The sequence below is a fragment of the Citrobacter amalonaticus Y19 genome (assembly GCF_000981805.1).
In the GTDB taxonomy this organism is placed as follows: domain Bacteria; phylum Pseudomonadota; class Gammaproteobacteria; order Enterobacterales; family Enterobacteriaceae; genus Citrobacter_A; species Citrobacter_A amalonaticus_C.
Window position 1 is genome coordinate 5,273,336 of sequence record NZ_CP011132.1, and the last position, 13,964, is coordinate 5,287,299.

9 protein-coding genes are annotated in these 13,964 nt (G+C 52.2%); 2 read left to right on the top strand and 7 right to left on the bottom strand.

What is annotated here, in order from left to right; translation table 11 throughout:
• Positions 1-6 precede the first annotated feature (6 nt).
• The 6 genes from ygjK to ebgR form a co-directional block, all read right to left on the bottom strand.
• Complete coding sequence (gene ygjK, locus F384_RS24605) at positions 7-2,358, bottom strand: alpha-glucosidase (RefSeq protein WP_046495697.1); 2,352 nt, start codon at positions 2,356-2,358, stop codon at positions 7-9.
• Between the two features lie 16 nt (positions 2,359-2,374).
• Positions 2,375-3,436 (bottom strand): protein YgjJ, encoded by a 1,062-nt coding sequence (gene ygjJ, locus F384_RS24610; RefSeq protein ID WP_046495699.1) that lies wholly within the window; start codon positions 3,434-3,436, stop codon positions 2,375-2,377.
• 49 nt (positions 3,437-3,485) lie between these two features.
• On the bottom strand, positions 3,486-4,919 hold the full coding sequence (locus tag F384_RS24615) for an amino acid permease (RefSeq protein WP_046495703.1): 1,434 nt from the start codon (positions 4,917-4,919) through the stop codon (positions 3,486-3,488).
• A gap of 65 nt (positions 4,920-4,984) precedes the next feature.
• Entirely contained in the window at positions 4,985-5,434 is a 450-nt protein-coding gene (locus tag F384_RS24620; protein ID WP_046495707.1) for a beta-galactosidase subunit beta, read from the bottom strand.
• Positions 5,431-8,523 carry a beta-galactosidase subunit alpha gene (gene ebgA / locus F384_RS24625; RefSeq protein ID WP_046495709.1) on the bottom strand — a complete coding sequence of 1,031 codons (3,093 nt, stop codon included), beginning with the start codon at positions 8,521-8,523 and terminating at the stop codon, positions 5,431-5,433. Before ebgA ends, F384_RS24620 begins: the two co-directional genes overlap by 4 nt.
• Positions 8,524-8,720: 197 nt before the next feature.
• Positions 8,721-9,704 carry a transcriptional regulator EbgR gene (gene ebgR / locus F384_RS24630; protein ID WP_046495713.1) on the bottom strand — a complete coding sequence of 328 codons (984 nt, stop codon included), beginning with the start codon at positions 9,702-9,704 and terminating at the stop codon, positions 8,721-8,723.
• Between the two features lie 219 nt (positions 9,705-9,923).
• Here ebgR and F384_RS24635 point away from each other — a divergent pair, with 219 nt between their 5' ends.
• Positions 9,924-10,256 carry a tRNA-binding protein gene (locus F384_RS24635; RefSeq protein ID WP_046495716.1) on the top strand — a complete coding sequence of 111 codons (333 nt, stop codon included), beginning with the start codon at positions 9,924-9,926 and terminating at the stop codon, positions 10,254-10,256.
• 77 nt (positions 10,257-10,333) lie between these two features.
• Here F384_RS24635 and ygjG read toward each other — a convergent pair whose 3' ends face one another.
• Positions 10,334-11,713, bottom strand: coding sequence for a putrescine aminotransferase (ygjG, locus tag F384_RS24640; protein ID WP_167337382.1), 1,380 nt, complete (start codon positions 11,711-11,713; stop codon positions 10,334-10,336).
• Positions 11,714-12,143: 430 nt separating this feature from the next.
• Between ygjG and F384_RS24645 the strand changes: the two genes are divergently transcribed.
• A complete protein-coding gene (locus tag F384_RS24645) occupies positions 12,144-13,664 on the top strand; it encodes a methyl-accepting chemotaxis protein (protein ID WP_046495720.1) in 1,521 nt (506 codons plus the stop codon).
• Positions 13,665-13,964 lie beyond the last annotated feature (300 nt).

A 13,964-nucleotide genomic window follows, 5' to 3' on the forward strand; every position in this document is an offset into this window, starting at 1 on the left:
TGCTGATTACTGCTTTTTGAAAAAGTCGTTATACAACATATACAAGTGTGCTGCGCTCCAGGAGAAGTTTGGCGCGCCCTGCTGTGCGCCAGTCAGTGGATTATAGTTTTCCTGAATCGGCCCGTCGGTCGTCAGCCCTTTGGCGTGTTTAAAGAACGTATCCGCCAGTTTGAGCGCCTCCTCACGATATCCGTAGCGCTCCATTCCTTTCAGACCAAACCAGAACTGATCTACCCAGACTCGGCCGCGCCAATAGATATCTGCCCCGAATGCCGGATTGGTGAGCGCAGCGGTTCCGAGCGGAACAAAGGTATTGAACTCATTCGGATCCAGCATCACTTTCACCACCTCATCGGCGTAGGCCTGAGTCGCCGCGCCGTTAAATAAGGGCGACCAGCCTTCCGGACCTTTACCGCGCTCGACAATGGGCTTTCCGGCGCAGCCGTTTGCCAACGGCGTTTCTTCGATGCGCACGTCATAGTAGAAACCGTTGGCGGGATCAAACATACAGGTGTTGATGTAATCGGCCAGTTTTTTTGCCAGCGTCTGGTAGCGTTTAGCATCGTCGGTTTTGCCGAGAAGAGTAGCCATTTCTGCCAGGTAATGGTTGTCGCTGTACATATAACTGGCCTGATCGACCGACTCCTGCAACAGCGAGTAGCCTAATAACGTGCCGTCCTGATTCCGGTTTTCCGCGAATTTCACCGCCCAGTCACTGCGTTTTCCGCCCTTAGCAACATATTTATCCAGTTGATCTTTATCGATGAAACCGAATACGGCTGCATCGTCGCGACCCGATTCCCATGATGCGGCGACCTGTGCCGGAATATCCAGACTCTCATACTGGCCTTTCTCAACTTCGCGGGTATAGTTTTTCAGGCCGGAGAGCGTCTCTTCTTTGCCGTTCTTTTTCACTGTAAACAGCATCTCGCCGCTGGGGGTATTGTGGGCTTTATCGCGCGTAGCGCCATATTCCGGCACGCCGTTGCCGTTATGGTCGCGATTACGTAACCACCAGTCGTGATAGGCCACCAGTTTGGGATACATCTCTTCAAGCCAGGCTTTATCTTTGGTGACATTGTAGACTTCCATCACTGACCAGGCAGCCAGACTCGGCTTGGTGTTACGTTCGTTCCAGTTGCCGCCATCACCGCCGCGCTCGGGGCTGAGGTTCCAGGCAATTAAGTCGGGAATAAAGCCGGCATCCTGTGGGCGCACCTTATCGTCAGGTTGAATCTGCCACGAAAAGACGGCGCGAATATTTTCTTTGGCGATTTCCGGGTTGAAATGCGCCATGGCGAAGGCTTGCTTCCAGGTATCCCAGGGCCAGGTTTGATTACCGGAAAACCAGCGGCCCGTCACCGACGGGGTGACGGTATGGTATTTCACCGCGCCCCCCGGCGATCGCCAGTTGCCGTTCAGTGTCTCAATCGCCTTCACCGCTACGCGCGTTTGCTCTGGTGTGGCGTGCGGATTGGTTAATCCTTTTTGCAGATACCCTTCCCAGCGTTTTTCTGAGGCGGTCAGGTAGAATGCCGGACGTGCCAGAATATCGCGGATCTGCATCTGCTCCTTCGTCACTTCCCCGGCGGTGAGCAGATGGGAATAGGTGGTGTAAATCGTTGTTGAACCGCTGATATGCGCTTTACTGGTAAATCGGTGTCCGTCGACAACGGTATGGGTGGGTAATGAACGATGTACCTGATATTCCGATTCACCTGAGGTCAGCAGATCCCATGTCGAACGCACTTTGCCGAAGGTGACCTTCAGGCCGTCACGCGTTGCGCTGATTTTGCGCTGATAATCCGGGTATTCACTCTCGATAGTCTTATCCGAGCGCGCTTTTCCTGCTTTCGCCTCCAGTTTTTCCAGCAGCTGGCCGTCCCACACCAGATCCAACGGCTTCGCGCTGATGATTCGGGTTTCCAGCAGCGACGTTCGCGGTGTGGCAAAGCGCAGGGTCATCTCTATCTGAATGTCCTTAGCCGACAATTTCTGCACCAGAGCGCCAGGAATGCTGTACGCCTCAAGGGTGAAACTGACTTTTTTACCGTTCTGGTACACGCTCAGGCGATCGAAATTCGCCGCCATAAAATTGATGTACTCTTCTGTCAGCAGGGCGACGCCAGGAAACCCTCCCATTGTCGCAGGCCCCTCCGGCAACAGATGTCCGTGCCAGGCGCCCATGTCGAAAAAGGGGTTGAATCGCTGATGGTCGTCAGCGTCATAATCGTGCATATAGCCCGGTGTGCCGCTGCGGTTAATGACATTTTTAAACGCATCCGCAGGAGTGGCGCAGGCAGAAAAACTCAGCAACAGCGTACAGGCCAACGGGGTGAGTCGTGTCGTGATTTTCATGGTATCGCTGTCCTTATTACCAGTAGAAATATTGCATCAGGAAGATCTGGTCGCTCGGATCGCCAGAGGCGTTCTGCATGTAGAGGCGACTGTCGAATGCAGTGGCAAAACGTCCTCCGCCGTATTCGTACCAGATACCGAACTGCATAAAGGAGGTTGTTTCATCATCGGCGTGGTCCGGGCGATGCTTAGCCCAGGTATACGCCGTGGAGAGGTAGACGCCTTTTAGCGCCTCATACATGGCGCTGACCATGGTGCCCGTTTCACTGCCCGGTTCGTCCAGGCCGTTGGCGCGTCCCGTATGATGCCAGGCGCGTGCGGCAAAGTTTGGCGTCAGAATACCGGTCAAAAAGAGCTGACCCGTCCCTTCCGTCAACTCCAGGCCGTTCATCCAGGTGACGCCTTTGGCAAGGTCGTACTGAACGTAGCCGTTCATCATCGCCGGATAGGTGTATTTATCGTCATAGCGATCGTACTTGCCGAAGTGCAGCAAGGCTTTACTTTCGTCATGATGACCCGCTGGAGTGGCGGTGACGCTATAGCGTAGCGCGCCAGTCAGATTCTGTACCTTCACTGCCGTCATAATGTCGCGGGTATTCGGTATGACGTAGCCAAGGTCCGGCGTAAAGTCTCCCCACCATTGCAGATCGTCCAGCGAGGAGTCCTGGCGCAGGCTGAGCATCAGTTCTGTCCCGCTGTCGGTACGATAACCACCGTAAAAACGGTTGATGCCGCCTTCAAATCCGCCCCAACTGTGATCGGGTACCCATGCGTTACCCTCATGATCGGCCTGGACCGTCCAGCCTTCACCATAGATCAGGCCGAACCAGTGGCCATACTTCATCTCCAGCCCACCTTCAATATAGGTGCCATCGCTGTATTTATGTTTATTCTCTCCCTGCAGATCCATATATCCACCTACGCCCAGTTCGCCATAAAAACGAAATGACGGAGAAGAGACTGCGGGCGTTCGGGTATCATCATGTTCGGCTGGGCGAATATCTTCTGCCAGTACGGAGAAGGCGCAGCAGAAGAGCAGGGCAATGAATGCCCTGCAATACGGTATGGGTTGTTCCATTAAAATTTTCCCTGCGTTAAAAAGTAAACAAATTTTTATTGTCTTATTATTATTGAATATGTGAAGCCGGAGACGCTTCAATATCTTTTTCTTGTTGCGTTAACCCTTTCAGATATTTGCTGTATTTCCACCAGGCAAAACCGAGGAAAATAACAATCCCGCCGACGTTATAAAATATAATCGTCATAATATTGCCGCCAGTGGGGAACGTTGAGGCAATGAAGCCGATGGTAAAAATCGTAATCAGCATGGAGACAACAGTAATACCGGTACGCTGTGAACCCATTCGGAAATCACGAGGCAAATGATCCAGTTTTATACGCAGATTGAGATAGGCCAGCATGATGAAGAGCGGCGGCAACATTGAGGCTGCGGCAGTCATATTGATGATGGTATTCATCAGATCCTGCACGGTACTGGAGCCCAGCATAGGGATAATCATCAGCGGAATGACAATGAGAAACTGGAACCATGCCGCACGGGCCGGTACGCCATTTTCATTCAGCTCAACGGTTTTCTTACCGAAAATACCTTCCGGAATTTCAGAGAAGAAGATTTTCACCGGCGTGGCTGTCCACATTAACAGGGAACCAAACATCGCGGTGAAGGAGACCAGACCGACAAAGCGATTCATGAGCACCTCAGGCAGACCGAAATACGCCGCCAGACCGTGGAAAACCTGGACTGAACCGCCGGTAAACTTCAGCTCTTTACTGCTGACAAAAACGTTAATCAGCACCGACGAGATGGAATAGAGCACGCCGATAAAGATCCCCGCCAGGATAATCACTTTAACAAATGATTTTGAACCGCCCTTCACGTCGTTAACATAAACTGCGACCGATTCGGCGCCCCCTGCGGCCATAAAGATCCAGGTGGTGATACCGAGGAACGCCCAGTTAAAATTCGGGATCATCGCCTCAACAGAAATGGGATCCGCAGGTTGCACGCCACCCAGCAGCGCAGTACCGGCCAGCAGAATATAGGAAAGCGTCAACAGCAGCATCAATGTTGAGGTCACCGACGTGATGGGTCCCAGCATCTTCGCCCCGTTGGTCGAAACCCACGTTGAGAAAGCGAACAGCACCATGCTCAGTATTGTTGTCGCAACCGGCGTCAGCATATATTCGTAGCCAAGGAAGGCATAAGAGGCGTAAGCGATAACGCGCGGCAGCAGAGAGGTAAAAAAGAACAGGTTCACGAACCAGTAGGTATAGGCGGTGATAAATGCCCAGCGCCCACCAAGTGAGCTTTTGACCCACGCATAAACGCCAGCTTCAGAATTTTTATTTAATGATACAAATTCTGCGATAATTAAGCAGAAGGGAATAAAATAAAAAAGGGTGGCGAGGAAAAACATGGGCGCTGAGGCCAGCCCAAGTTCGATATTGTTATTGATGACGTTATTAAAACTGTATACGGCGGCAAAGGTCAGCGAGAGTAAGCCGAATTTTCCGATGGTATTGCGTTTAGTATCAGACATAACACATCTCCGTCTCCGGATGAATATAGGGTACTGGCGACGCACTATTGGCGTCGCCTGTGTTTTTATTTGTTATGAAAATAACCATCTTCGATGGTGACTTTGAGTACGACTTTTTTAACGGCTTGTTGACTAATAAAACGGTAAGCTTCGTGGTTATCGCAAATAACCATTTGTCCTTCATGGACTTCAACGGTCTCACCACAACCTTTCAGGTATTCGCGGTCGGTTTCATCACGATAAAACTCCACGACTTGTAGGTTCTCTTTGGCCGCAAACTCAATTTTTTGCTGACCTTGCAGGTAGTAATGCACCTCGAAATAGCGGCGATGACCGGTAAACAGCGCATCCGTGGCGGAATCGACCGCCACACGATAAGTTAATGAATCGCCGATGGAGTGGGCGATGCCGGGCTGGATGTTGTCGATATTTTCAATTGCTTCGATACACCGCTGCCATTTCTTGCCTGACGAATAGATTTCGCGGAATTGTTCCAGATTATTGAGGACTCTCATTTTTGATTCTCGCTGTGCAAACTCGTGGAAAAGAAATCCGCGCCAAAGGCGTGACGAGCGACTGTCTGGGCGGTAGTCGCACCACCAGAAACCGGCAATAAGGTGAAGCCGTAGTCGAATGCACGAAACCAGACGCGCCAGCTATCCAGTACTTCACTTCCCCAGGAATTGGAGCCCAGCCCTGATAACTGATGATCCAGATTGAGGGTAATGTCATCGCTGCGTTGCAGTTCGTTGCTGTGCTGTGCGGCGAACAGGTTTTCGGGGGTATAGCGCCATGCGCTCAGGTTGATCGGTTGCTGCGGTACAACCAGCAGACCGTTGCCGTGACGGTTGGTTAGTGCCGCCCAGCGCACATGCTGGCGATTGCCGTTGTTTTGCGGGAAAGGGTAATTCTCGAACATCGCATCCACGTTGCTCTGCCACAGATCGATGATGTTGGCCTGCTGGCTGTCGGGGTAGTTTTCACCAGGACCACGCCCGTAATAGGCGACCTGGTCAAGCTCGCCATTGATCCCCATAGTGAAACCCACGCACGGAATCATATGCGGATAGTCACCATAACGTTCACCGGAAAGCGCGACATTAACCTGTCCATCCTGCGCAATTCGCCAGCGGTAGGTGCAACGCATGCCAAAATCAAACACCGGTGGAGCGATAATTGTGCGACTGGTAATCAGGACCGCATCATCGGTCTGTTCGACGCTAAACTCGCGTAAATGCTCCTGCATAATGTGCAGATGATTAGGTTGCCAGAGCCCTTCAAATTCCTGCTTGTGGTTATCAATCGTCGGCTTGAAGAAGTTGATCTTCGGCTCACGTGTGAGCAGCGCTTCGCCATCGACCTGCCAGTCGGTCGGCTTGCCGCTCAGTTTAGAGAAAGTGAGATGGAAGTTGGCGCCGCGTACCGTGCAGTTCAGGCGATCGACTTCCAGCGTCAGCGGATACGCCTGTGGCTGACAGAATGGGCGCGGTGTAGCCGTACAGGATTTTAGTGAGAACTGATATGTCGCGACAGGATGCCCCGCCTCGCTGTACAACGTGCGCGAATCTTTGGTGACTCTCACGTTGAGGAAGGCTTCCCGTGTATCCAGTTCCGGTAGCGCGCAGCGTACCAGGGTTTCACTGTTGGGGGCGACATCGCGCAGTTTGATCTGCTGGGTGCTGAGCGTTTCCCCTTCGGCGCGGACTTCAACGTGCAGGGTGTAGTCATCGAGAGAGGTGAACCACAGCTTATTTTCAACGCGTAGTTCGCCACGCGCCAGATCCTGCGCGTACACTTTTACTGGCGCAATAACCTGTTTGTACTCTTTCAGCCCCGGTCCTGGCGTCTGGTCAGAGTAAATCAGCCCGTCGAGGCAGAAGTTGTAGTTATTCGGGTAATCGCCGTAGTCGCCACCGTAGTTATACCAGACGTTGCCGTTGTCATCTTTCGCCTGAACCCCGTGATCGCACCACTCCCAGACATAATGCCCCTGAAGACAATCATGCTGGTAAAAGACATTCTGATACTCCGTCAGCCCGCCTGGGCCATTGCCCATCGCATGAGCGTACTCGCAGATAATGCGCGGTTTCGGATGCGGATATTCGCCGAATTCATTCATCAGCGGTACGCGGGTGTACATCGTGGAAATGATATCCACCACCTCCGCATCGCGGTCTTCCTCGTAGTGAATCAGACGCGTGTCATCCAGTGCTTTGGCGGCATGGCACATTGCGCGAATGTTACACCCGTAGCCAGACTCATTGCCGAGTGACCAGATGATGATAGAAGGATGGTTTTTCTGTGCATGGATATGGCGCACAATGCGCTCCACATAAACCGGTTCCCATTGCGGGTCGTCCGTTATCCGACTGATGTCGCCAACGTTGGCGAAGCCGTGTGATTCAACGTCGGTTTCCGCCATGACAAACAGGCCGTAGATATCGCACAGTTCGTAGAAGCGAGGATCGTTAGGGTAATGTGCGGTACGTACCGAATTGATATTGTGCTGCTTCATCAATTGCAGATCTTTTTCTACGCGATCCATTCCGACCGCACGACCTTTCAGATGGTCGTTATCGTGGCGGTTCACGCCATGCAGCATCACATATCGATTGTTGATATAAAACAGACCATTACGCACCTTGATATCGCGAAAGCCCACACGCTGCGGCACAACTTCCAGAATGTTTCCCTCCGCATCTTTGAGGGTGATGACCAGGTGATAGAGATACGGTGATTCGGCAGACCACTGCTGTGGCGCGGTGACCGGAAAAGCAAAATGCGTATTGTCGCGCTGATGGAGAGTCAGATTGTCGACCCCACCGTGATGGACGACGGATTCTCCGTCAAATAGCGTGTACTCCAGAGCGATGAGCGCCGGGGAAGCGGCGAGGTTTTCCAGATCAACCGTGCAGGAAAGGGTGGCGTCACGATAGTCGCTATCGAAATCGGTACGAACGGTAATATCCTGAATATGCGTCTTATGTTTACCCACAAGGTAGACGTCACGGAATATTCCAGCCGTCCACCACATATCCTGATCTTCAACATAGGTGGAATCCGCCCACTGCATTACCCGCACACAAAGCAGGTTGTCACCCGTTTTGACGACCGCGCTGATATCAAACTCTGCCGTCAGACGACTGCCTTTGCTGAAGCCAACATAGTGACCGTTTACATACACTTCAAAATAGGTTTCAACCCCATCAAATTTAATCAGCGTCTGTTTATCCTGCCAGCCTTCACTCAGGGAGAAAATGCGCTGATAGGCGCCGGTCGGGTTATCACTGGGGACATACGGCACATCGATAGGGAATGGGAAGCCTTCATCGGTGTATTGCAGCTTGCCATAGCCCTCCATCTGCCACATGGCCGGCACCGCGATCGTTTCCCAGTCCGGCATATATTCAGAGATAAAGGCCTCGGGGACGCGCAAAGGGTGCTCAAAGAACTGGAAGTTCCATTGACCGCTCAACAGCATAAAATCGCTGCTGGTTTCACGGGCAAACGTGCGAGCCTGGGCTACCGAGTCATAAGAGAAAAAATAGGCTCGTGGCGCCAGTCTATTTTCGTGGGTGAGCTGAATATTTTCCCAGCGATTCATAAGGCCTCCCGGTGGAGAAAAATCGGAACCATTCAGGACAATGGTGAGTAAGCGTATTGCAAAGCATTTTAGTAAAAGTTTTACTAAAATATAGGGGGTAAAGTGATTTACTTTAACTGGATCACGAAAAACCGTGGCAGGGAGAGAATCGAGGTATCAGATTGCGAATCCGGCGCAAAGCCGGATAGGCGGGAAAATTAGCGAGTCGTACCGCGCAGTTTCAGCTTACTGGGAACGAAGACAAGCAGCGGAAGCGCTCGCCCGTCGCGGGCTTTTTCAAACAGCAGGTTCACCCCCTGGCTGCCCATCATTTCAGAATGAATGCGCACGGTTGAGAGCGGAGGAAAGGTAAAGCGCGCCGTGGGAATGTCGTTTACGCTTATCAGCGAGATATCGTCGGGAATGGTCAGGCCACGTTCGTGGATCGCACGTAAAACGCCAATGGCGATGGAGTCTGACGCCACAAACAGCGCTTGGGGGTAATCCGTTGTTGCCAGCATCTGTTTTGCCAGTTCGTAACCTGAGGAGCTGGAAAAACCGCCGCGCCAGATATCTTCCTCACGGACGACCTGCTTCAGGCGACCATATTCCACAAAGGCCGCTTCACGGATATCGGCTTTTCCCGGTTCATCTTCGCCACCAATAAAGCCGATTCGCGTCACGCCCTGGGTGAGATAGAAATCAATAATCTCTTTGCTGATGCGCACCAGGTCGATATCGACAGCATCATAGTCGCTGCCTGGCTCGTGAAAGTCGATAAAACAGATATTATCGGTTAACGCGGCTGCGCTGGCGCGCAGGCCCGGTGAGGGTTTTCCGACGATTAAAATCCCGGTGATGTTTTTGAGTTCCGGCAGTCCGTTGTGCCCATAGCAGTTGGTCAACTCAATTCCCAGCTTCTCACACTGTGTTTCAATGCCGTGGCGAATTGCCAGATAGTAAGGATCGTTGATTTCCAGATCCTGCTGGTAGCTGTAGATAGCGAGAATATGTTGCAGGCTGACCGAGCTAGTCTGGATTTTACGCGCGCTACTGGTCCTGTATTCGAGTTTTTCCGCGATCTCCAGGATGCGGTGTTTGGTCTCTTCCTTGACGTTCAGCGTGGGATCGTCGTTCAGGACCCGGGATACTGTCGCCAGGGAAACACGCGCTTCAGCTGCAATATCTTTAAGTGTGGCCATGGTTACCTTATTTCGACGTTGTCCTGAGATGCTTTCTTATTGTAAAGGAAGCGCTTTTCTCTGCATCTTTTTTCAGTAAATAACGCGCGATTATTTGACGTATTCAGGGTAAAACCAGGTGCGCTGAATGTGATCTGTACACCATTTTCTTCTTTTCTCGTGCTGCGACAGGAAAAAATTTTGCTATGATTTAGTAAAGTTTTACTTGATGGAGGAAGCATGGAGACGGTCGCGTTTGCAGAGTTCGCCCGAATGGAGATTCGGGTCGGGAAGATTATTGAAGTCAGGCGACATGAAAATGCCGACAAGTTGTATATCGTGCAGGTGGATGTAGGTGAAAAGACGCTGCAAACCGTCACCAGTCTGGTGCCTTATTACACAGAGTCTGCGCTGCTGGGGAAAACGGTGGTTGTACTGTGTAATCTACAAAAAGCGAAAATGCGCGGGGAAACCTCCGAGTGCATGTTGCTGTGTGCGGAAACCGATGACGGTAACGAGAGCGTACTGCTGACTCCAGAGCGCGCGATGCCTGCAGGCGTGCGAATCGTATAGTACTGCCAGCAAAGAAAAATAATGCCGGGTAACGCGCAACTGCCTCCCGGCATCTTACGATTTACCCGGCACTCAGCTTAGACTGCTTCTATGCTCACCCGCAGTGCCGCCAGCGCTTTATGTGCGGCTTTCAATACCAGCTCACACTGCTCAATGGTCAGCGTTAACGGTGGTTCGATGCGGATCGTTTTCGAGTTATTGAGCGTTCCGGCAACCAGTACTCGCTGGCGGAACATCTCGCTGGCGAAACGGTAGCCCGTTTCATTGTCGACAAACTCGATTGCCATCAGCATCCCTTTCCCGCGCGCATCCTGCACCAGATCGGGGTACTCCCGCGCCAGTTGGCGGAAACCGTCCAGCAGGATATCGCCTTTCTGTTCCGCTTGTGCCGGCAGGTTCTGCTCCAGCAGGACATTGATGGTCGCCAGCGCGGCCGCACAGGCCAGCGGGTTACCGCCAAAGGTGGTGGTATGCAGGAACGGATTATCGAACAGTACCGAAAAGACCTCTTCGGTGGCGATCGTTGCGCCAATCGGCATCACGCCGCCTCCCAGCGCTTTTGCCAGGCAGAGAATGTCAGGCTGCACGTTCTCATGCTCGCAGGCAAACATCTTGCCGGTTCGCCCCATGCCGGTCTGGACCTCATCGAGGATCATCAGCGCGCCAAACTCATCGCAGAGTTTACGCACGGCGGTGAGATAGCCCTGCGGTGGCAGGATCACGCCGCCTTCACCCTGGATAGGTTCCAGAATCACCGCCGCCACATCATCTCCGGTTTTTTTGCACTCGCTGAGCGCGGTACGCATAGCCTCAACATTACCGAACGGCACATGACGGAAGCCCGGCAGCAACGGCATAAACGGCTTGCGAAATGTGGATTTGGCGGTAGCGGACAGTGCGCCCAGCGACTTACCGTGGAACGCGCCGCTGGTGGCGATAAAGGTGAATTTGCCGCGTGGCGACTGGTAAGCTTTCGCCAGTTTCAGCGCCGCTTCGACCGATTCCGTACCACTGTTGCAAAAGAAGCTGTATTTCAGTTTTCCGGGTGCCAGGGCGGCAAGGGTTTTTGCCAGCATGGCCCGCAGTGGGTCAAGCAGCTCCTGGCTATGCAGAGGTTGTTTCGCGAGTTGATTCTGTACGGCGGAAACCACAACTGGATTACGGTGCCCCACGTTGAAAATTCCAAAACCTCCCAGGCAGTCGACAAACTCCTGTCCCTGGGTGTCGACAAGCGTATTCAGACCTCCCGCTTGCCACTCTACGGCTCCGTAATCCCCGCCGGCGGTAACAGATTTGCGATACTCTAAAAATCCCGGATTGACATGCTCTTTGAAGTAATCAATCACCTCTCGGTTAAGTGCTTTCATCTCCTCATGATCAAGCGTTCGCTTCTCAATGAGATTCAGTGCGTGCGCGCTACAGGCCAAAGCCGATGCGCTGGAAGGTAACCTGTTCAAAATATGCTCCCGGGGCTCGCGTATCACATGATACCGATTTAAGTATTGCAGGGATTGCGCCATCCCGGCGGCGCTGACGAAAATCGGGATAAACACCAGGGAGAAGAGTTGTTGCGCAACATTTAATCTCATTTGTTAACAATTGCTGCGTTTTTGTGCAGAGTGAAGACCGTGCGAGAGTGGCTTGAGAAGGGGCGGTTGCGCGGAAATAGTGCAAAAATTGTGCAGTAACAGTGCGTATCCCTCAGGGCGATTTTATAGTTTCAAACTGAAAGTATTTTAAATCAATCAATTAGAATTCGTACAAATCGTGAGGTTTAATCGCAAATTGCGATCTAAATCAAATTTAACATCTAAAGATAAATCTGTTAGCGCCGAAATAACATCTGACAAAAAGTTAACAACCAGATAACTAGCACAGGACGCGACTATGTCTTCTCAGCTCTACGTCACCCAGCAAAATACACCGCTGGATGACGATACGACCCTCATGTCGACTACCGATCTCCACAGTTACATCACGCACGCCAACGATACCTTCGTTAATATCAGCGGTTACTCGATCAATGAATTGTTGGCGCAACCTCACAACCTGGTGCGTCACCCGGATATGCCGAAAGCGGCCTTTGCCGACATGTGGTACACCCTGAAGCAGGGCGAGCCGTGGAGTGGCATCGTCAAGAACCGCCGTAAAAATGGCGATCATTACTGGGTTCGGGCGAACGCGGTACCGATGGTACGTGAGGGGAACGTGACGGGATACATGTCGATCCGTACCCGCGCGACAGACGCAGAGATCGCCGCCGTTGAGCCTTTATATCAGGCACTCAATGAAGGCCGTTGTTCGCGTCGGATCCACAAGGGACTGGTGGTGCGTAAAGGATGGCTCGGGAAACTGCCGGCAATGCCGGTGCGTTGGCGGGTTCGTAGTGTGATGGTGCTCATTTATGGCGTGCTGGCGGCGACGCTGCAACTGTCCGGTGCGCTATGGCTCGCGCAACTGATGTGTGCGCTGGTGATGCTGCTGGGGTCGGCGGCATTTGAGTGGCAGATTGTGCGTCCAATTGAGAACGTAGCGAAACAGGCGCTGAAGGTGGCGACCGGTGAGCGAAACAGCGTGTCGCATCTGAACCGCAGCGACGAACTGGGATTGATGCTACGCGCCGTCGGGCAGCTTGGTCTGATGTGTCGCTGGCTCATCAACGATGTGTCGAGCCAGGTGTCGAGCGTCAGAAACGGCAGCGAAACGCTGGCAAAAGGGAATGACGATCTGAATAAACACACCCGCCAGACGGTCGATAACGTGCAGCAGACGGTGACCACCATGAATCAAATGGCGGCGTCGGTTAAACAAAACTCAGAAACCGCGTCCGCTGCCGATAAGCTGTCGATTGCTGCCAGTAACGCGGCGACGCAGGGCGGCGAGGCGATGGACACGGTGATTAAAACCATGGATGACATCGCCAACAGCACGCAGCGCATCGGTACTATCACCACGCTTATCAACGACATCGCTTTCCAGACGAATATCCTTGCGCTGAACGCCGCGGTTGAAGCGGCAAGGGCGGGTGAGCAGGGGAAAGGGTTTGCCGTCGTGGCGGGTGAAGTGCGTCATCTGGCCAGTCGCAGCGCCAGCGCCGCGAACGATATTCGCAAGCTTATCGATGCCAGCGCGGATAAAGTGCAGTCGGGTTCCCAGCAGGTCCATGCAGCGGGGCGCACGATGGATGATATTGTCTCTCAGGTGCAAAATGTCACCCAGTTGATTGCGCAGATCAGCCATTCCACACTGGAGCAGTCCGATGGCTTGACCAGCCTGACGCGTGCGGTGGACGAACTTAACCACATTACACAGAAGAACGCCGAACTGGTTGAAGAGAGCGCCCAGGTATCCGCCATGGTTAAACACCGCGCCAGCCGTCTGGAAGATGCCGTGACGGTGCTGCACTAATCCTTTCCTTCATCCTCATCAACGCTTACCTGTAACGGTAAGCGTTATTGTAATAATAATGTTAATAACATATTAAATATTACCACCTGCGGGTTATTTTTCTATTTAATTAACCTCTTTCAGTTTTCCTCTTTAGTCTATTTAGGCACGATAAAAAATCGTTTATATAACGATCGGTCTGCCTCTATTCATCGTCAAAAACTATTTACGGGAAATTGTTGATAATAAAAAGCGATCAATATCATAAAGTTAGTGAGATTGTTACCGATAAAGGAATCTGTCTGAAGAAAACTATCTCCA